This is a genomic window from Clostridium sulfidigenes, from assembly GCF_000732635.1.
Lineage (GTDB): Bacteria > Bacillota > Clostridia > Clostridiales > Clostridiaceae > Clostridium_J > Clostridium_J sulfidigenes.
Window position 1 is genome coordinate 88,835 of the sequence record NZ_JPMD01000024.1, and the last position, 21,731, is coordinate 110,565.

Genomic DNA, 21,731 nt, shown 5'->3' on the forward strand with positions numbered 1-21,731 from the left:
AAGTATATAATTCATTTTTCAGTAAAATGAATTATATACTTTATAATCTTTTAAAAGGAGTTAAGTGATGGAGAATAATAATACTGATTTAATGAGAATGATACAAACTAAGTTTTCAAGGTTAAGTAAAGGGCAGAAGCTCATAGCTGAATATATTTTAAAGCATTATGATAAAGCAGCATTTATGACTGCTGCGAAGCTCGGAGCAAGCGTTGGTGTTAGTGAATCAACAGTAGTTAGATTTGCTAACCAATTAGGTTATGAAGGTTATCCTGAACTCCAGAAGGCGCTACAAGAACTTATAAAAAACAAACTTACCACAGCTCAAAGAATAGAATTATCTAACGATTTTATTATTCCTAATAACGCTTTAAAAGGAGTATTAAAATCAGATATAGAAAATATTAGAGCAACAATGGAAAAAATAAATTATGAAGCTTTCGAAAGTACAGTTAATAGTATTTTAAACTCTAAGAAAATTTATATTGTAGGACTAAGAAGTTCCGCTGCATTGGCAGACTTTTTAGGATTTTATTTAAATTTAATATTAGACAATGTAAAAATCGTATCTTACGGAATGAGTGACATTTTTGAACAGATGCTAACATTAGGGGAAGGAGACTGTGTCATTGGCATAGGTTTCCCACGTTATGCTATGAGAACTGTTGAAACCCTTAATTATGCAAAGTCAAGGGGAGCTGATGTTGTTGCAATTACAGATAGCGTTTTATCTCCATTAGCAACTAAAGCTGATTATGTACTAATAGCTGAAAGTAATATGGCCTCCTTTGTTGATTCTTTAGTGGCACCATTAAGTGTTATTAACGCTCTTATTATAGCTGTAGGATTAAAAGAAAAGGATAAGATATCTAAAACCTTCACAGAACTTGAGCAAGTGTGGCAAGAATATCAAATTTATTCCTATAAAACAAACAAGGATATTAACAAGTTTTAATTTTTATGTCTAAATTTTTATAAAATTATGTTGATTTATAGACAAAAGTATTCTATTATGTAAATAAAGGCATGTAATCGTTTTTAATATTTGCAATAAATCTGTTAAAATGTTTTTAAAAAAGAAGGAAAAAAAGCAAATACATAGAATATATATTACATGTAAAGATTTACTTCAGTGTGTTATCATACAAAAAGTAAATTATATAAATAATTTTGTTTAAATTTTAGGAGGTATTGATACTATGGATACTAAAGCTTATATTGAGCAAGTATTAGAAAACGTGAAAAAAAGAAACAGCGCTGAACCAGAATTTATACAAGCTGTTGAAGAGGTTTTAAACTCTATAGGGCCTGTACTTGACAAGCACCCAGAATATGTAGAGTCTAACCTATTAGAAAGATTCTGTGAGCCTGAAAGACAAATAATGTTTAAAGTATCTTGGAAAGATGACAATGGTAAAACTCAAGTAAATAGAGGATTTAGAGTACAATTTAATGGAGCTATAGGACCTTACAAAGGTGGATTAAGATTCCATCCATCTGTTTACTTAGGAATTATCAAATTCCTAGGATTTGAACAAATTCTTAAAAATGCATTAACTGGACTTCCAATAGGTGGAGGTAAAGGTGGTTCAGACTTTGATCCAAGAGGTAAGTCTGATGCTGAAATCATGAGATTCTGTCAAGCGTTTATGACTGAATTACAAAGACACATCGGACCAGATGTGGACGTTCCAGCTGGAGATATCGGTGTAGGTGGAAGAGAAATCGGATACTTATATGGTCAATATAGAAGAATTAGAGGAGCTTTCGAAAATGGAGTTTTAACTGGAAAAGGTTTAACTTATGGTGGAAGCTTAGTAAGACCAGAAGCAACAGGATTTGGAGTAGCTTATTTCTGTGAAGAAATGCTTAAACATGAAGGAACTGACTTCAAAGGAAAAACAGTTGCAGTTTCAGGTTTCGGTAACGTTGCTTGGGGAGCATGCCAAAAAGTTGCTGATTTAGGTGGTAAAGTTGTTACTTTATCTGGACCAGATGGTTACATCTATGATAAAGATGGAATAACTACTCCAGAGAAAATTAACTACTTAGTTGAAATGAGAAATTCAGGTAGAGATAAAGTTCAAGATTATGCTGATAAATTTGGATGTGAATTCTTCCCAGGACAAAAACCATGGGGTGTTAAAGTTGACATCATAATGCCTTGCGCAACTCAAAACGATATTCATATAGAACATGCAAAACAAATCGTTGCTAATGGCATTAAATTTGTATGTGAAGCTGCAAATATGCCATGTACAAACGAAGCGGTTGAATACTTCTTAGCTAATGGATTAATAGTTGGACCTGCTAAAGCTGCTAATGCTGGTGGAGTTGCTACTTCTGCATTAGAAATGGCACAAAACAGCATGAGAATATCTTGGACAGCTGAAGAGGTGGATCAAAAACTTCATCAAATAATGGTAACAATCCATAAAAATGCTATGGATGCAGCTGAACAATGTGGATTTGGATATAACTTAGTTGCTGGTGCTAACATTGCTGGATTTATGAAAGTTGCTGAAGCAATGCATGCTCAAGGAGATATTTAATATTAAATTAAAATAGTTTTAATATTAAAGGAGGGAATTTTAAAATTCTCTCCTTTTTCATGTGATATGACAAGGATTTTAGTTTTAAATGTAATTTATTATAATTCAACTCTACTAATATACGTAGCATAAAATTTTAGCTATCAAAATAAATTCATTGAATAATTAGGAATTTTATATTAAATTATAATATAGGAATATGTTTAAAATAAAACAGAAGAGATGGTGATTTTTTGGCACAAGTAGTAATTGTAGGTGGAGGTCCAGCTGGAATGATGGCTGCAATAGCAGCGAGTAAAAACAATAAGGTCATATTAATAGAAAAGAATAATAAACTTGGCAAAAAACTGTTTATTACTGGGAAAGGTAGATGTAATGTAACTAATAATAAGGATATTAGCGAGTTTTTTGATTATATTCCAACTAATCCTCATTTTCTATATAGTGCTCTTTATACCTTTACCAATGAGGATACTATTAAGTTTTTTAATGAAAGAGGAGTTGGACTTAAAGTAGAGAGAGGGGATAGAGTTTTTCCTAGTTCAGATAAATCTTCAGATATTATAAAAGCTTTTGAAAAAACTTTAATGGAGAAAAATATTGAAATTAAACTTGGAATTGCTGTAAAAGAATTAAAAGTTGAAAATAATAAGATTACTTCAGTAATCCTTGATAATGATGATTATATAGAATGTGATAATGTAATCTTAGCTACTGGTGGGGCTTCATATCCTCAAACTGGATCTAATGGTGATGGGTTTAGATTTTGCAAAAGTTTGGGTCATAATGTAGTGTCTATAAAACCGTCCTTAGTACCAATTGAAATTAATGAAGCTTGGGTAAAAGACCTTCAAGGTTTATCACTAAGAAATGTACAGCTTACATTATTAGATAAGAACAATAAAATTATTTTTAAAGAGCAAGGTGAAATGTTATTTACTCACTTTGGAATTTCTGGTCCATTATGTCTTAGTGCAAGCAGTTTAATAAAACCAGGTAAAAAGTATAAGATTGTATTAAATCTTAAGCCTGCACTTAGCGAAAAAGAGTTAGATTTAAGAATACAAAAGGATTTTTTAAAGTATAATAATAAGGACTTTAAGAATGCATTAAATGATTTATTTCCACAAAAATTAATTCCTATTATGATTAATTTAAGTAAAATACCAGAAAATCAAAAGGTAAATAGTATTACAAAAGAACAACGTAAGTTTTTTCTAAATCTTATTTCAAATCTTACAATGGATGTAAGAGGATTAAGGTCTATAGAAGAAGCAATAGTTACATCTGGAGGCATTGATACAAAAGAAATTGATCCGTCTACAATGAAATCTAAGGTGGTTTCTAACCTAAGTTTTGCTGGAGAAGTAATAGATGTAGATGCTTATACGGGAGGTTATAATGTACAGATTGCTATTTCTACAGGTTTTATAGCAGGAAGTAAGATATAAATATACAAGTAAAGTTATTATTGAGAAATTTATAGTTTAAAACATCTATTTAAATTATAGATTGATAGTAACTATATAACTGAGGAGTGATACTATGAAAATATCAATAGCTATTGATGGTCCTGCTGGAGCAGGAAAAAGTACTATAGCTAAATTAATAGGAGAAAAATTTAATTTAATGTACATAAATACTGGATCTATGTACAGAGCAGTTACTTTATTTGCAATGAGAAAGGGTGTTGAACCTAATCAAGTAGGTGATTTATGTGAACTTATAGATACTTTGAAGATGTATTTTGATAATGATAACCTATTTGTTAATGATATAGATGTGACTGATGAGTTAAGGAGTATTGAAGTTACTAATAATGTGTCGAGATATGCATCTATACTAGAGGTTAGACAAAAGCTAGTTGAAATGCAGCAAGAAATAGCTAAAAATTACAATGTAATCATGGATGGTAGGGATATAGGCACAGTAGTACTTAAAAATGCATCCTTAAAAATATTCTTGACAGCTAGGGCAGAAGAAAGAGCTAAACGTAGGTATGATGAGCTTATAGCCAATTATGTAAAAGTAGATTATAATAATATATTAGAGGATATAAAAAAAAAGAGATTACATTGATTCAAATAGAGAAGTAGATCCTTTAAGAAAAGCTGAAGATGCAATAGAGATTGATACTTCTACTATGAGTATAAGTGAAGTAGTAGATGCCATATCTAAGTACATATCATATATAAATGTAGATAAATAGTCATGTGTAATATAAATTAATTTGTTTTATAGTAAATGGTATTAGAGGTGAGGATAATATGTCTAAAGTAACTCTTGCAAATAAAGCAGGTTTTTGTTTTGGAGTAAAAAGAGCAGTTGAAGAGACTATAAGATTGAGAGAAAAATATAATAAGGATATATACACACTAGGACCATTAATCCATAATAATGATGTTGTGAAAAGCTTAGAGAAAAAAGGTATTCATTCTATAACTCTAGAAGAAGCATATAATCTTAAAAAAAATGATGTTGTAGTAATAAGATCTCATGGTGTTGGTAAAAATGTATTTGACCATTTAAGAAAGAATAATGTTATAATAGAAAATGGGACTTGTCCATATGTGAGAAATATACAACAAAAAGTTGAGGAGTATTACAACAAAGGATATAATATAATTATTGTTGGTGATGATAAGCATCCAGAGGTCATAGGGATTAATGGGTGGTGTAATGATACAGCTATTATATCTAAGGATGGAGAAAACATAGATGCAATTAAGAGCAAGGTATGTGTAGTTTCCCAAACTACAGAAAAGCAAAGTAATTGGGAAAAGGTTTTGAACAGGATAATATCATTAGCTAAAGAAATAGTAGCTTTTAACACTATCTGTAATGCCACAGAAGAAAGACAGGAATCAGCGAATAAACTTTCTAAAGAGGTTGATTTAATGATAGTTTTAGGGGGATATAATAGTTCAAATACTACAAAGCTTTATGAAATTTGCAAAAAAAATTGTGAAAATACTTATCATGTAGAAAAAGTAGATTTATCACTTTTAAATATGATAGGGAATGAAAATATAAATAAAATTGGAATTACTGCTGGGGCGTCAACTCCAGAGTACGTAATTGAGGAGGCTATTAGTAAAATGAAAAAACAAAACGATATAAGTCAAGAGGATATGGACCTTTATGATAAATATTTTAAGGATACTAGCAACATATCTGTAGGAAGTATTCTAGAAGGTGAAGTATTTAAAGTAAATGAAAAAGAAGCATATTTAACTATAGGTACGAAAACTGAGGCTATATTAACAGCGGATGAATACTCTAGAGACAATGAAACTCCTTTAAATCAACAAATTAAAGTAGGAGATGTTATTAAAGCAAAAGTGATAAACAGAAAAAATTCTGATGGATTAGTTGTATTATCAAGAACTGAGGTTTTAAGAGCTGAACAACAACAAGTGTTAAAGGCTGCTTTTGATAATGGAGAGATAATAAATGTTCAAGTTAAACAAGAAGTAAAAGGTGGACTTGTAGCTTTATTTGAAGGAGAAAGAGTATTTATACCAGCATCTCATATAGAATTAAGTAGAGTTAGTGATTTGTCTAAGTATATAGGACAAAATTTTGATATAAAACTTATAGAGTATTCTAGAGAAAGAAATAGAGTTAAAATAGTTGGTTCAAGAAGAGAACTTTTAGAGAAGGAGAATGAAGTTAAAAAGGCTACTACATGGGCTTCTTTAGAAAAGGGTATGGTAGTTGAAGGTGAAGTTAAAAGATTAACTGCTTTTGGAGCTTTTGTAGAAATTAATGGTATAGATGGTTTACTACACAGTTCAGAAATGTCTTGGAATAAAGTTAATAACCCATCAAAATTATTTAAAGTTGGTCAGATTATTAAAGTTGGTGTTTTAGAAGTTGATAGAGAAAATAACAAATTAGCTCTAAGTGTTAAAATGTTAAGCGAAAATCCATGGAATAATATTAATGAAAAATATCCAACAGGAAATGTTGTTGCTGGAAAAGTAGTGAGATTTGCACCATTTGGGGCATTTGTTGAATTAGAAGAAGGGATAGATGGGTTAGTCCATATATCTCAAATTTCTAATGAGAGAGTCGAAAAAATTGAAGATGTTTTAAAAATTGGAGAGATAGTAAAAGCTGTTATAACTCAAGTAGATGCTGAAGGTAAGAAAATTGGACTTAGCATTAAAGATTTAGAAGCATAAAAATTTTTAGAAGATACACTATACTAGTGTATCTTCTATTTTAAATTAAAATAAATATACTAAAAATGGTTATATTATTTAAATTTGGATTATAATATATATATAGATTCAAAAGTATGAGGTAGATGGATTTATGTATAGATTAGAAACATTAAATAATTCAAATTTAAATTTTATAAATGAGTTTGATATTACTAATGAGTATAAAGAAGAACTCATAGAGATTTGCACAAATAAGAATATATTTAAAAAACTTCTTTTGGGAAAAAATATAAAGTATATAAAATCTCAACAAAAATATATAGGGTTTTTATGGTATAGTAAACTTCAATATCAAGTATATAAAATACACTGTATAAAATTTATTCCTGAATATAGTACTTTTGAGTATTATAAAGAAGTCTTTAAGTTTTTTAATAGTTGTAATTCAATTATAATCAGCGAAAATAATAACTTGAATACAACTTTATTGATTGAACTAGGATTTAGTGTAGAAAGAGCTATTATTGAAATGGAAAGAGATATAAATTCCTATGAAGAACAGAATAATGATGAAAATATTTCTTTTGCAACCTTTAAAGAAGGTAAAGATGAAAAACATAGGTGTTTAATTCAGAATAAAGTTTTTGATTCCGCTAATAGACAGTCTATAAATAAAGAGGATATTATATATGAAAAATATCAAAATTATTATATTCCAGAAGGATGTATTTTTATTAAACATAAAGGGGTTAATGCAGGGTATGGACAATTAATAAAAAAAGATTCAAAAATTTATATAGCTAATTTTGGAATTTTACCGGAATATAGAGGCAAAGGCTATGGAAAGAAGCTATTAAAATATATAGTAAATATAGCTCATGATCTTGGTAATAGTAAAATATATCTTAAATGCGATAAAAAAAATATAGAAGCCGTAAACTTATATATAGGTGAAGGGTTTAAAACAATAGATACTTATCATGAGTATAAGAAAGATAATATAGATTCATTTTAATATAATAATTAATGTAGTAAATATAGCACTATACTTTATAATTATTAAGAATAAATATAATAAAAAAGAAATTAAGTCATGAAACTTAATTTCTTTTTTGATTACTATTTTTCAATTTTTACATATTCAGCTAAAGCTCTTTCTAATATGTCCATTGCATCAGCTAGAGCTTCAGTATTTAAACAATAAGATAATCTTATTTCATCCATACCAAGACCCTCTGTTGCATAGAAACCTTCTGCAGGTGCAACCATAACAGTTTTATTATTATAGTTATAGTCTGTAAGTAACCATTTTGCAAAATCCTCACCACTTTTTATTGGAAGCTTTGCTACTATATAAAATGCTCCAGTAGGTTTTTTACATATAACACCTGGCATTTTTGAAAGCTTTTCAAACAGAATGTTTCTTCTTGATTCATATTCTTTTTTAACGTTAATAAAGTATTCTTTAGGAGTATTGATTAAATTTGCTGCTGCTAGTTGTTCTATAGTTGGAACACATAGTCTAACTTGACACATTTTCATAATTTGACTTATAAGTTCTTTATTCTTAGAAGCTACTAAACCAATTCTTGCACCACATGCACTATAGCGCTTAGATATACTATCTATTAAAATTACTCTATCTTTAATATCTTCCATATAAAGAGCAGAAGTGTATTTTAGTCCATCATAAACAAATTCTCTATATACCTCATCTGCAATAAGGAATAGGTTGTTCTCTTTACATATATCAGCAAGCATTCTTATTTCATTTTCAGTGTAAACAACTCCAGTTGGATTTCCAGGATTAGAAACCATGATTGCTCTAGTTTTAGGAGTTATTTTAGATATTATAACATCCTTTGCTGGTAGATGGAATCCTTCTTCTGCTTTAGTTATAAAAGGCACTACTTTTACGCCGCAACCTTGTGCAAATCCTGCATAATTAGTATAGAAAGGCTCTGGTATAATTACTTCATCGTCTACATCACAAATTGCTGTTAATGCTAAAGAAATAGCTTCAGAACCTCCATTAGTAATAAGAATTTCATTAGATTCAAAATCTATATCCCATTCTTTATAGTATTTAATAAAACTATTAATTGCTTCATCTATTCCTTGAGATTGAGCATATTTAAGTACATCATCTTTATAGTTATTAATTCCTTCCATGAATTCCTTTGGAGTTTCAATATCAGGTTGACCAATATTTAGATGATATATTTTTACTCCTTTACGTGCAGCTTCAGCTCCATATGGTGCTAGTTTTCTAATCGGTGAATATCCCATAGCCAGTATTCTTTTTGAAAATTCCATTTTAACTCCTCCTAAAATAATATGAATAAATATTTAAGTTTATTTATTTTCATTATTGTACTAGTATACATTACATATTGTTTCTATTTTGTATAATATTTATGAAGAACTTTACCTAACCTTTTTATTCCTTCTACGATTTTATCTTCTGGCATATTAGAGTAATTTAATCTAAAGAAATTTTTCTTTCCACCATTAGGGAAGAAAGAAGCACCAGGTACATAGGCTACATTCTCTTTTAGAGCATCTTCCATAATAGAAGCAGAATCTAAATCTTTTCTTAATTCAACCCAAGTAAACAACCCTCCTGAAGGATAAGTGTATTTAACGTCTTCAGGAAAATATTTTTTCATGCTATCTATCATTAAGTCACGTCTAACTCTATAAACTTCAATTATGTTCTTTATATGATCATCTAAATTGTAAATTTTCATGTATTCTCCTGCGATAACTTGAGCAAAAGTATTACATTGTAAGTCTGCGCCTTGCTTAATTAAAATATACTTTTTAATTATTTCTTCTTCTGCTAATATCCATCCAAGTCTTAGTCCAGGACAGAAAGTTTTAGAGAAAGTACCTAGATTAATTACATAACCAGCTTTATCAAAGGATTTAATTGAAGGAAGACTTTCTCCCTCAAATCTTAATTCTCCATAGGGACTATCTTCAATTAAAGGTATTTCATACTTAGCAGCTAGTTCAGATAAGCGTTTTCTTCTTTCGATATTCATTGTAATTCCACTTGGATTTTGAAAATCTGGAATAGTATAAATCATTTTTATATTGTGGTTTTCGTTTTCTAATGCTTTTTCTAATTCCTCTACAATCATACCATTTTCATCCATTGGTATTTCTAAGAATTTAGGACCATAAGCCATAAATGCATTTAAAGCGCCAAGATAGCTTGGACTTTCACATGCAATAGTGTCTCCTTCATTTATGAAAAGCTTTGCAGAAAACTCTAAACCTTGCTGAGAACCATTAGTTAGCATAACATTTGAAGTATCGCATTTTACTCCTGTAGGCGCTATTCTTTCTTTTACAATTATTTCTCTCAAAGGCATGTAACCATCAGTAGAAGCATATTGTAGAGCTATTTGGCCTTTTTCTTTTATAACCTTTGATGCTACTTCGTTTAGTTTATCTAAAGGAAATAATTCAGGTGCTGGTAATCCACCTGCAAAAGAAATGATTTCTGGCTTTTCAGTCAATTTCAAAAGTTCTCTTATTTCAGACGCTTTTAAATTTGAAGTCCTATTCGCATAACGTATATTCATATATACACCCCCCATAATTATGTTTTAAAATTAATTATACTATTCATCTTATGTACCATGATTTTATTATAACTTATTTGCATGTTTTTTCAAGATATTTTAATATAGTGGAAAGGGTAATAAAATAAATCTTAAAAATACTTGTTATTTGAGTAAAGAAGTAGTATAATAACTTAAAGAATAAATTAAATAATTAAATATTTCTTTAAATCAGTCCAGAGAGGCTGGCAAGAAGATAGATATAATTACAGGGCACACTATATTTATGTATATAACTTCTTGCGAAAGTAAGAAGTTTTTTTATTTATATACCTTTTAATCAGTACTGAGATACTGAAAGGGGAGAAAGAAATTTCTCCTAATATTAAGAATATTAAGGAGGCTTTATATGTCAGAAATAACATTAAAAAAAGAAGCAGAAGAAACTTTGGCAAAGAAATCAATTAAGGAAGAGACTAAAAGATTGGTACTTGCTATGCAGCACTTAATTGCTATGTTTGGTGCAACGGTTCTAGTACCTGTACTTACAGGACTTGACCCTTCAGTTGCTCTTGTTGCAGCAGGATGTGGTACTTTGATATTTCACCTTTGTACAAAAGGAAAAGTTCCAGTATTCCTTGGTTCTTCCTTCGCATTTATACCAGTAATAATAGCTGCAGGAGAATTAAATGGTGGAGATTTAGCGTATGCACAAGGCGGATTGTTAGTTGCAGGATTTATTTATGTAATAATTTCATTTCTTGTTAAAAAAATTGGTGTAACCACTATAAAAAGACTCCTTCCAGCCCAAGTGGTAGGACCTATGATAATAGTTATAGGATTAAACCTTGTACCTACAGCTATAGGAATGGCTAGTGAAAATTTTATTATAGCAGGGATAACTTTAGCTATAGCATTATCCATTAACTTATTTGGGAAAGGTTTTTCAAAACAGTTAGCTATACTTATTGCAGTATCATCAGGGTATATACTTTCATTGATTTTTAATATAGTAGATACTAGTATAATATCTAAATCAGCATATATAGCGGTACCTAGCTTCACACTGCCTAAATTTGATATGGCTTCTATACTCGTAATTGCACCAGTGGTGTTAGCAGTACTAATGGAGCACGTTGGTGATATTACTACAAATGGGCAAGTAGTTGGTAAAAACTTCATTGAAGACCCTGGTCTTAATAGAACTTTATTAGGAGATGGACTTGCAACTATGTTTTCTGCATTTATTGGAGGGCCAGCCAATACAACTTATGGAGAGAATACTGGAGTTTTAGCATTAACAAAGAACTATGATCCATCAATAATAAGAATTACAGCAATATTTGCTATAATCCTAGGTTTTGTAGCTAAATTAGGAGGATTACTATTATCTATCCCTAGTGCTGTTATGGGTGGTATTAGTATCATGTTATTTGGAATGATTTCATTAATAGGATTTAAAACTATTAAAAATGGAGATGTAACTTTTGATTGGAAAAACATTGTAGTAATAGCTACTATAATAATAATTGGTCTTGGTACTACTAATTTAGAAAAATACACTGGTATATCAATTGGAATTCCAGTTGGTGCATCTGTTAAAATAACAGGCGTAAGCTTAGCAGCTCTTGTAGGGGTTATACTAAATATGATTTTAAATTTTAAAAGTGAAAAAGAAGAAAATAGAAATGAATATGTAGCTTAACTATACATTCATTGAAATACCACTTAATACAAAGATTATGTATTAGGTGGTATTTTTTTACATCTGATGATATAATATAATAAAATATAACATGGGGGTGTGACAATGAAAAAAGTTAAAGTTGAAGATGCTATTGGGATGGTGGTGGCCCACGATTTAACTAAGATCGTACCGGGGGAATTCAAGGGTGCTGCTTTTAAAAAAGGACATATAATAGAAGCAAAAGATATAGAAGAGTTGAAGTTTATAGGGAAAAATCACATTTATATTATTGAAATGAATTCAGAAATGCTTCATGAAGACCAAGCAGCTTTAGAGTTAGGACAAGCAATTGGAGGAGCAAATACCTACCTTAAATCACCTAGTGAGGGAAAAGTAAATATTTTAGCTGCTCGGGATGGGCTTTTGAAAATTAACACTAGTTTGTTATATGAAATTAATTATATTAAAGACATTGTAGTAAGTACATTACACAATAATACTGTTGTAGAAAAGGATACAATTGTTTCTGCTACAAAAGTAACACCGTTAGTTGTAGAAAAAAGATATATCAATCAAGTTAAGGATATATTAAGAAATGTATCAGGGATTATAGACATAATACCTTTTAAAGTTCAGAAGGTAGGAATCGTTATTACTGGTACGGAAGTTTATGAAGGCATCATTACTGATAAATTTGCTCCAATACTTAAGGAAAAGGTTAGTAATTACAAAGCTATTGTTGAAGATGTCATATTTGTTCCAGATGACTTAGAAAAAATAACTAATGCTATAGAGATATTTAAGTCTAAAGGATGCAGTTTAATAATAAGCAGTGGGGGAATGTCAGTAGATGCAGATGATTTAACACCTGTAGCTATTGAAAAAGTAGCTTCAGAGATAATTACCTATGGATCTCCGGTAATACCAGGAGCTATGTTTATGTTAGCATATAGTGATGATATAACTTATGTGGGGATTCCAGCTTGTGGAATGTTCTCTAAAATAACTGTATTTGATGTTTTACTTCCTAGGATAATGGCAAAGGATAAAATTAGTAAAAGAGAAATAAGTGAGTTATCTCACGGAGGGCTTTGCTTAAAATGTAATATATGTCATTATCCAATTTGTCCATTTGGGAAATAGGGAGGTATTTTATATGTGTATTACTTTACTTGAAGAAGTGAATGAGCAAGTGAAGAATGGGAATTTTGTAGCTCTTTCTATAATTACTAAGGCTTGTGGATCTTCACCTAGGGGAGAAGGTACCATGATGGGAGTTCTAAGAGATGGTACTGTAATTGGTACTATAGGCGGAGGTGCAGTTGAAGATGAAATTATAAAATCTAGTATAGAGGCTATAGAAACACAAAGAAGTGGGAGATATGAATATAGTTTGAATGAAGCTAATAAAGAGCTTAATATGGTTTGTGGAGGAAACATTGAAGTATATATAAAAGTATTAATGCCTAAGCGTAAACTTCTTATAGTTGGTGGGGGACATATTGCATTGCCACTACATTTTATAGCTAATGTATTAGGATATGATATTGTAGTTTTTGAGGATAGGGAAGAATATTGTAATTGGGAAAGATTTAAATTAGCTGATGAGCTTTTACTAGGAGATATTAAAGAAAATTTAAAAAAATATCCTATAAATAATCAATGCAGTATAGTAATTATAACTAGGGGACATTTCCATGACTATGAAGCTTTAAAAACTGTTATAGATACTGAAGCAAATTATATTGGTATGATAGGAAGTAAAGTTAAGGTAAAAAAAACTATTTACAAATTATTAGATGAAGGATTTAACAAAGATTTGTTGAATAAAGTATATGCACCTATTGGTATAGAATTAGGTGGTGAAAGACCAGAAGATATAGCATTATCTATAATGGCAGAAATTTCATTAGTTATAAATAATGGAAAGTTAGCCCATAAAAAAATACTCTAATATATAGAGAGATAAAAATTTATCTTGAATTATTGTAATATAATCAATATGTTCATAATATTTTAATTATATAAGGGTTAATTTTATTTCTAGAAAAGTAAAGTATGATAGGTAATATTGTATTTTATTAATATATAAATAAAAGGGAGTTTTAAGGGGGAAAACAATGGTAAATCGAAAAGCTTTAAAAAGCAAATCTAAAGATCAATTAAGGGGGCAGTGGAAGATAACGGTCTTAATAACACTAATAATCTTTGTAATTCAAGGAAGTATAAGTCTTGGTTCTGAGACTTTTAAAGATACTATAGGACCATCACTTCTGATAACAGTTATAAGCATAATAGTAAGCTTAAGTATAGCAATTATGAGTAATTCATTTTATCTTAAAATTTCTAGGGATAAGAAAGTTAAATTTTCTGATATACTTATTTCAGGTAAGACTTGGGGAAAAGGTATGGGTATACAGCTTTTAATAGTATTAATGTACATACCAATAATAATTATTATTGGTATAGTTGTAGGGTTTATAGCAATTCATTATAGTAACCAGATATTTATGGGTTCTTTATCAGGTAATTCTATTCCATCTTTTGAAGGCATGACAACAATGATTGTTCTGGTTACCTTAGTTTTATGTATACCAATAATTATTTTGGGTTTATATTTGTTTCCAGCAGTGATTTTAGTATGTGAAGATAATAGTAAGGGTGTAATTCAGTGTATAAAAGAAAGTTTTAAATTAATGAAAGGAAATGTATGGAGTTTATTTGTACTATACCTTAGCTTTTTAGGTTGGGTGATTTTATGTATTGTACCAGGTGTAGTTGTAGCTATAATTGCAGTTTTTTCATTTAATGAAATGCTCATTACTATATTACCGTTAATTATAGGAATTAGCTTTCTATGGTTAACCCCATATATGAATACAACATTTTTGAATTTCTTTAATGAAATATCTGGATACAATAATAAACCTATATATAATGAAATTAATCCATTAAATTAATAATATGTGTTATATATCTATATAAGTTGTCTATGAATGAGATTATTTATGTAATAACTTAGTATTTAGCGTGAATTAAATTTTAACTAGGTTTATATATAAATGTTTATTTCATAATTAAAGAAGATGTATATCAACTTAAATCCAAAGGAATTCTTTGGATTTTTATTATTAAGTCTAATTGGAAGTTAATAAACTAAAGCCTAAATCAAAAAAATATTGCTTCAAGATTTAAGATTGTATATAAATGCTATTGTTTGTTATGAATAAAGATGATAGATTTATAATAGATTGCATTAAAGATAAAATATATTAATTAGCTATGTATTGGATAAATATAAATAAATGATTAGGTGATGAAATGAAGATAGTATGTTCAATAGGTCCTAATGTTAAGACCTTAAATGATTTAGATAAGTTTGTAAATGCAGGAATGAATTCTATGAGATTGAATTTTTCTCATATAGAAAATGATACAGCTAAAAAACAAATTAAGTATATGAAGGAGAATTATCCTGATATTTCTATTATTCAAGATTTGCAAGGCAATAAAATTAGAGTATCTAATTTGTTTAATGGCCAATTAAGGGTTAACTTTGGAGAAACCGTATATTTTTGTAGTGAAGAATTTTTTAAAGAAAATCTTAGACATAGTGAAAAGAATACATTAATTCCAATTTCTTTTCAAGGACAATTTACATGACTTTCTAAATGTAAAAAAATTCTTATGAAGGATGGAACAATGGAGTTTAATGTTGTAGGAAAGCTTAAGGATAAAGAGGCAATAAAGGCAGAAGTTGTTTTAGGTGGCATGGTTAGAGGTGAGAAGGGGTTAAATGCTCCGGGAATGGATAGGTTGGGTATGACGTTAACCATAAAGGATAAGAAGGATATTGAATTTGGCCTATTAAGTGGTGTGGATATAATATGTCTTTCCTATGTTACGAGAGAATCTGATATTCTAGAATTAAAGGAATATATAAAAAAAGTAAAGAAATATAATCCTCAAATTATTATGCCTAAAATTTGGGCAAAAATAGAGTGTAAAGAAGGAATTCTTAATTTTGATTCTATTTTAAAATCTGTTGATGGAATTATGCTAGGTAGGGGAGATTTATTCTCTGAATTGGACATAATGGAAATTCCATTTGTTCAGGATGAAATAATAGAAAAGATGAAATCTGAAAAAAAGGAGCTTATAATCGCAACCTATGTGTTAGATTCTATGAGGAGTGCTCGAAAACCTAAAATTCCTGAATTAGATGATTTATATAATTTTATAAAAAATAAGGTGGATGGAATTATGCTAGCTGGAGAAGTTGGGGTAGGTAAAAATCCTCTGCATGTTATAAGATTTACTAAAGAATTTATAGATAAATATAGTTATTTTAGTTAAGAAAAGAATGAAGATGAATATGAAAATTATATCCATCTTTATTTTAGAATTAATTCACTATTTAATCTAGTTTAGTTATATTTTAGGTATAAATTCTATATATTTACATGGGGTTCAATGATATAATTAAATATAGATAGTGTAAAAACTCTACACTAACCTAAGCATATAGGGGGGATTATTATGAATAAAGATTCACAGAAGGAAAAGATACAAGAAATATATAATGAAATTACTAGATTAACAGAAGAATTATCAAAAATTCAATGTACTCATAATGAATGTGAAGAATGTCCTTTTAGAGAATTGACAACAACTGATTCTAATCAAACACTTGATTGTGGTGGATTTATTGATTTATTCATGTATAACTAATAAATTCTTATAATTATTTAAAATGTAGAACAAAAGCAATAGACTTAATTTTGTCTATTGCTTTTAAGCATATATTAATGAAAAATTATATAAACTATTTTCCTAAGTTAAATATATCTAAATCTTTAACTTTCAATCCTCGTTTCATTACTGTTACCATTGCTCTTAAGGTATCGAGAGAAGTCATTAATGAAACTCCTGATTCTACAGCTGTTCTTCTAAGTTTAAAGCCGTCGCGCTGAGAGTCATTTCCTCTAGTTGGTGTATTAACTATCATATTTATAGATTTATTTCTGATAAAATCTACTATATCAGGTTTTCCTTCACCAATTTTATTAACTATTTTTGCATCTATACCTTCGATTTGAAGCATTTTTGCAGTTCCTTCTGTGGCTACTATCTGACAGCCAAGTAAGTTCATTTCTTTAGCTAGTATTAAGAATTCATCTTTGTCACTATTATTTATGGTTGCTAGTAATTTGTCTCCAGACTTTAAAATTGGTCTTTTGGCAGCCAAGAAACCCTTCATCATAGCTTCATCAAAGGTATGTCCTACACCAAGTACTTCTCCAGTAGATCTCATTTCAGGTCCAAGACTTACTTCAACCTTTGGAAGCTTTTCAGTAGAGAATATAGGTACTTTTACAGTTACAAAATCAGGTTCAGCACATATTTGTTCCTTATATCCCATATTTTCTAGAGATTCTCCAAGCATGGCGCGAGTAGCTAATTCAACTATAGGAACATTAGTAACCTTACTTATATATGGAACTGTACGAGAAGCTCTAGGATTAACTTCTATGATAAAAATTTCTCCTTCAAACTCAATGAACTGAATATTTATCATGCCAAGAACTTTAAGCTCTAAAGCAATCTTCTTTGTATATTCAAAGATAGTTTTCTTAGATTTGTCAGATATATTTTGAGAAGGATATATGCTTATAGAATCTCCAGAGTGGACTCCGGCTTTTTCAAGGTGTTCCATAATTCCTGGAATTAAAATACTTTTACCATCACAGATAGCATCCACTTCAATCTCTCTACCAACTAAGTATCTATCAATCAAAACAGGATTTTTATGATCTCTTTTAAAAGAATTCTCCAAATACTTTTTAAGTTCCTTTTCTCTATAGGTGATTTCCATACCTTGACCACCTAACACATAAGAAGGTCTAACAAGTACAGGATATCCAAGGTTCTCAGCACCAACAATTCCTTCATCAAGGTTCCATACTGCAATTCCTTTAGGTCTATTAATATCAAGATTTTCAAGCGTAGCATCAAATCTTTCTCTATCTTCGGCCCTATCTATACCATCAGCATCAGTACCTAAAATCTTAATTCCATTTTCTCTTAGAAACTTAGATAGTTTTATAGCAGTTTGACCACCAAATTGAAGAATTACACCTTCAGGTTTTTCTTTGTTGATTATGTTGAGTACATCTTCTTCAGTTAGAGGTTCAAAGTAAAGTTTATCTGATATATCAAAGTCCGTTGATACAGTTTCTGGGTTATTATTTACAATTATAGTTTCGATACCTTTTTTCTTAAGAGCTCTAACAGCATGAACAGAGCAGTAATCAAACTCAATTCCTTGTCCGATTCTAATAGGACCTGAACCTATAACCATTACTTTTCTTTTATCAGATACAACTACTTCGTCAAATTCTTCATAGGTTGAATAGTAATATGGTGATATGGCATCAAACTCTCCAGCGCAAGTATCTACCATCTTATAGGTTGGCATAATGTTATACAGCTTTCTAAGGGTATACAATTCTATAGGGCTAATATCCATTAAGTCTGCAATACCTTTGTCTGAAAAACCCTTTTTCTTTAATAGTTTTAGATAATCTTTATTTAAATCTTCTAATTTAGCAGTTTTTAAGAATTCTTCTTGTTCTACTATCCATTTTATTTTATTTATAAAGAAGGTATCTATTCCTGTAACTTCTGATAACTTTTCCACTAGATATTTTCTTCTAAGCATTTCAGCTAGATCGAAGATTCTTTCATCATCTGGCACCATTACGCTACTCTTTAGCTGAGACAAAGTTTTTTCCTGAGATGGTTTATGATCTAACACATATTTTCCTATTTCTAAGGAGCGAATTCCTTTTAGGAAGGCAGCCTCAAAATTTGATCCAATAGCCATGATTTCTCCTGTTGCCATCATTTTAGTTCCTAAGGATTTATTGGCATTTTTAAATTTATCAAAAGGCCATTTTGGTATTTTCACAACTACATAATCAAGAGCTGGCTCAAAGGAGGCCATTGTTTTACCAGTAACGGAGTTTACAATTTCATCTAGGGTATATCCAAGGCCAATTTTTGCAGCTACCTTTGCTATGGGATATCCTGTAGCTTTTGATGCAAGGGCAGAAGAACGAGAAACTCTAGGGTTTATCTCAATTACAGCATACTCAAAACTATTAGGATTTAAAGCAAACTGGACATTACATCCTCCAATAATTCCTACTTCATCTATGATTCTCAAGGCTGAAGTTCTAAGCATTTGATATTCTTTATCAGAAAGGGTTTGAGAAGGAGCTACAACTATAGAATCTCCTGTATGAACACCAACAGGGTCTATGTTTTCCATATTACACACGGTTATGCAATTTCCTTTAGAGTCACGCATAACTTCATATTCAACTTCTTTCCATCCTTTAATACTTTTTTCTAAAAGAACTTGATTTACAGGACTAAGATAAAGACCACTTTCTAATATGGTAATTAGCTCTTCTTCAGTATCTGCAATACCACCGCCAGTACCACCAAGGGTGTAGGCAGGTCTTACAATTACAGGGTAACCAATCTTTTTTGCAAAGTTAACTCCAGAATCTACATCATTTACTATATCTGACTCAATAACAGGCTCGTTGATTTTTTCCATTAATGCCTTAAATAAATCTCTGTCTTCTCCTTTTTTTATAGATTTTACAGAAGTTCCTATGATTTTAACTCCATATTTATCTAATATACCTTTTTCAGAAAGTTCTATTGTTAGGTTTAAACCTGTTTGTCCACCCATCCCTGATAAAATGCTGTCTGGTTTTTCTTTTACTATAATTTTCTCAATAAACTCAGTAGTTAATGGCTCTATATATATTTTATCTGCCACTTCCTTGTCAGTCATTATGGTTGCAGGGTTAGAGTTTATTAGTATGGTTTCTATCCCTTCTTCCATAAGTGCTCTACAAGCTTGAGTTCCAGAATAGTCGAACTCAGCAGATTGTCCTATTACTATTGGACCAGATCCTATTATTAATACTTTTTTTATGTCATTTCTCTTACTCATTGATTATTCCTCCTACATGAAAGCTCACTGTCTTTCTTAATGTAATTTATTTTATTAAGCTTAAAAAACTATCAAATATAACGTTATTTTCTTTAGGTCCTGGTGATGCTTCTGGATGATATTGTACACTTGCTATTGGCAATTTTTTATGCATCATACCTTCTAAGGTGCCGTCATTTACACTGACATGAGTGATGTCCATATCAACAGGTAACTTAGAAACATAGTAGCCATGATTTTGACTAGTTATGTATACCTTACTTGATATAATATCTTTCACTGGGTGATTAGATCCTCTATGACCAAACTTTAGTTTACTAGTTTCTCCACCAAAGGCCCAAGCTAAAAGTTGATGTCCAAGGCAAATTCCGCAAGTAGGTTTTGAAGTTGCTAATTTTACTACTTCTTTAACTATATTATCTAATTTCATAGGGTCTCCAGGACCATTAGATAGAAATATTAAATCTGGGTTTGTAGAAAGAATTTCTTCAGCCTTTGAGGTAGCTGGAAACACAGTTAGTCTACAATTTCTTTCTTTGAAACTTCTCAAGATATTTGATTTAACTCCAAAATCCATAACGGCAACATGTGGTCCACTGCCTGGTATTTCATATATTTTATCAGTAGATACTTTATACACAGCATCATCATTTTGGAATTTTTCCAACTTATCCTTTATATCTTCTAAGGATAAGTTTTTAGTTGTTATATAACCCTTCATTGATCCATAGTCTCTAAGAATTTTCGTAAGGGCCCTTGTATCAATACCTTCTAGTCCAAAAATCTTGTTTTCTATAAGATATCCATCTAACTCCATCTCACATCTGAAGTTTGAAGGATTATTAGATTTTTCTCTTACAATAAACCCCTTAACTTTTGGAGAAGAAGACTCTAAATCCTCTAAATTAATTCCATAATTTCCAATTAAGGGATAGGTCATAGTTACAATTTGACCATAATAAGATGGATCAGTAAGAGTTTCCTGATACCCAGTCATAGATGTATTAAATACTACTTCTCCAACGGTATCATCAATGTATCCAAAGGCTTTACCTTTGAATTCCATTCCGTTTTCTAATATAAGTTTTGCTTCAATATTTTTTGTTTTCAAGAAAAACCCTCCAATCAAAATAATTAATGTACAACAAAAAGGACAACAAACAAAGCAATTATTAGATGCTCTATTTATTATCCTATGGGTTTCTCTTTAAAATAATTATAATTCTAGCCATTATTCCTGTCTCCCTTCTTGGCCTCTCTGGACCAACTTAAAAGTAGATTTGTCCTTTTGATTTTATAAAAAACTTTTTCAAATGTCAATAATAAAATAAATATATTATTATAAAATATAATTTTTAATGAAGTATATAGCAAATATTTGTTGAATAAATCTAATAAAATTACTAACAATAAATTCAGGAGGTGATAACAAATGAGTAAAAACAATAATTTAAAAAACAATGGTTTAAAAAATAATAATAATCTCCAAGGGTTAAATTCAAAGGCTATTGGTAATTATACTAAAGGAGCCGTAGAAAATTTTGAAAATAAAATTGTTAGTGAAACAAATTATTTAGAAAAAGTAAATAAAAATTTAGATAAATAAAAATATTTATAAATAAGCTTAGGTAAATTTAATTTTATCTAAGCTTATTTTTGTTAATTTTTATTAAATTCCATTGCAAATATAAATTAATTATATATTATATTAATTATTAG

General features: G+C 29.8%; 15 protein-coding genes and 2 pseudogenes. 13 read left to right on the forward strand and 4 right to left on the reverse strand.

Annotated features, from left to right (window positions below; genetic code table 11):
* Positions 1 to 67: 67 nt before the first annotated feature.
* The 6 genes and pseudogenes from IO99_RS10040 to IO99_RS10065 all read left to right on the forward strand — a co-directional run bounded on the left by IO99_RS10040 (position 68) and on the right by IO99_RS10065 (position 7,736).
* Entirely contained in the window at positions 68 to 955 is an 888-nt protein-coding gene (locus IO99_RS10040; RefSeq protein ID WP_035132970.1) for a MurR/RpiR family transcriptional regulator, read from the forward strand.
* A gap of 244 nt (positions 956 to 1,199) precedes the next feature.
* The gene (gdhA, locus tag IO99_RS10045) at positions 1,200 to 2,552 is read left to right on the forward strand and encodes an NADP-specific glutamate dehydrogenase (protein ID WP_035132972.1); all 1,353 of its coding nucleotides are present in this window, start codon (positions 1,200 to 1,202) and stop codon (positions 2,550 to 2,552) included.
* A gap of 233 nt (positions 2,553 to 2,785) precedes the next feature.
* Complete coding sequence (locus IO99_RS10050) at positions 2,786 to 4,003, forward strand: BaiN/RdsA family NAD(P)/FAD-dependent oxidoreductase (protein ID WP_035132974.1); 1,218 nt, start codon at positions 2,786 to 2,788, stop codon at positions 4,001 to 4,003.
* 94 nt (positions 4,004 to 4,097) lie between these two features.
* A pseudogene (gene cmk, locus IO99_RS10055) lies at positions 4,098 to 4,761 on the forward strand ((d)CMP kinase).
* A gap of 58 nt (positions 4,762 to 4,819) precedes the next feature.
* The gene (locus IO99_RS10060) at positions 4,820 to 6,739 is read left to right on the forward strand and encodes a bifunctional 4-hydroxy-3-methylbut-2-enyl diphosphate reductase/30S ribosomal protein S1 (RefSeq protein ID WP_035132976.1); all 1,920 of its coding nucleotides are present in this window, start codon (positions 4,820 to 4,822) and stop codon (positions 6,737 to 6,739) included.
* A 133-nt stretch (positions 6,740 to 6,872) separates the two neighbouring features.
* Positions 6,873 to 7,736: a GNAT family N-acetyltransferase gene (locus IO99_RS10065; protein WP_035132978.1), complete on the forward strand. Its 864-nt coding sequence runs from the start codon at positions 6,873 to 6,875 to the stop codon at positions 7,734 to 7,736.
* Positions 7,737 to 7,840: 104 nt separating this feature from the next.
* On the opposite strand, the gene IO99_RS10070 is transcribed toward IO99_RS10065, so the two are convergent.
* Positions 7,841 to 9,037 (reverse strand): pyridoxal phosphate-dependent aminotransferase, encoded by a 1,197-nt coding sequence (locus tag IO99_RS10070; RefSeq protein WP_035132980.1) that lies wholly within the window; start codon positions 9,035 to 9,037, stop codon positions 7,841 to 7,843.
* A gap of 83 nt (positions 9,038 to 9,120) precedes the next feature.
* On the reverse strand, positions 9,121 to 10,314 hold the full coding sequence (locus IO99_RS10075; RefSeq protein ID WP_035132982.1) for an aminotransferase-like domain-containing protein: 1,194 nt from the start codon (positions 10,312 to 10,314) through the stop codon (positions 9,121 to 9,123).
* 388 nt (positions 10,315 to 10,702) lie between these two features.
* On the opposite strand from IO99_RS10075, the gene IO99_RS10080 reads away from it, so the two are divergent.
* From IO99_RS10080 to IO99_RS10105, 6 genes and pseudogenes are all read left to right on the forward strand, one after another.
* On the forward strand, positions 10,703 to 11,998 hold the full coding sequence (locus IO99_RS10080; RefSeq protein ID WP_035132984.1) for a uracil-xanthine permease family protein: 1,296 nt from the start codon (positions 10,703 to 10,705) through the stop codon (positions 11,996 to 11,998).
* Between the two features lie 105 nt (positions 11,999 to 12,103).
* Positions 12,104 to 13,123, forward strand: coding sequence for a molybdopterin-binding protein (locus IO99_RS10085; RefSeq protein WP_035132986.1), 1,020 nt, complete (start codon positions 12,104 to 12,106; stop codon positions 13,121 to 13,123).
* 13 nt (positions 13,124 to 13,136) lie between these two features.
* The gene (locus IO99_RS10090; protein WP_035132989.1) at positions 13,137 to 13,934 is read left to right on the forward strand and encodes an XdhC family protein; all 798 of its coding nucleotides are present in this window, start codon (positions 13,137 to 13,139) and stop codon (positions 13,932 to 13,934) included.
* A gap of 166 nt (positions 13,935 to 14,100) precedes the next feature.
* Positions 14,101 to 14,940, forward strand: coding sequence for a DUF975 family protein (locus IO99_RS10095; RefSeq protein ID WP_035132990.1), 840 nt, complete (start codon positions 14,101 to 14,103; stop codon positions 14,938 to 14,940).
* A 361-nt stretch (positions 14,941 to 15,301) separates the two neighbouring features.
* Positions 15,302 to 16,336, forward strand: a pseudogene (locus IO99_RS19490) (pyruvate kinase).
* 183 nt (positions 16,337 to 16,519) lie between these two features.
* Entirely contained in the window at positions 16,520 to 16,711 is a 192-nt protein-coding gene (locus tag IO99_RS10105; RefSeq protein ID WP_035132992.1) for a hypothetical protein, read from the forward strand.
* A 94-nt stretch (positions 16,712 to 16,805) separates the two neighbouring features.
* Here IO99_RS10105 and carB read toward each other — a convergent pair whose 3' ends face one another.
* The gene (gene carB / locus IO99_RS10110) at positions 16,806 to 20,012 is read right to left on the reverse strand and encodes a carbamoyl-phosphate synthase large subunit (protein ID WP_035132994.1); all 3,207 of its coding nucleotides are present in this window, start codon (positions 20,010 to 20,012) and stop codon (positions 16,806 to 16,808) included.
* Between the two features lie 46 nt (positions 20,013 to 20,058).
* The gene (locus tag IO99_RS10115) at positions 20,059 to 21,108 is read right to left on the reverse strand and encodes a carbamoyl phosphate synthase small subunit (protein ID WP_035133028.1); all 1,050 of its coding nucleotides are present in this window, start codon (positions 21,106 to 21,108) and stop codon (positions 20,059 to 20,061) included.
* Positions 21,109 to 21,444: 336 nt separating this feature from the next.
* Between IO99_RS10115 and IO99_RS19330 the strand changes: the two genes are divergently transcribed.
* Positions 21,445 to 21,618 carry a hypothetical protein gene (locus tag IO99_RS19330; RefSeq protein WP_198028582.1) on the forward strand — a complete coding sequence of 58 codons (174 nt, stop codon included), beginning with the start codon at positions 21,445 to 21,447 and terminating at the stop codon, positions 21,616 to 21,618.
* Positions 21,619 to 21,731 lie beyond the last annotated feature (113 nt).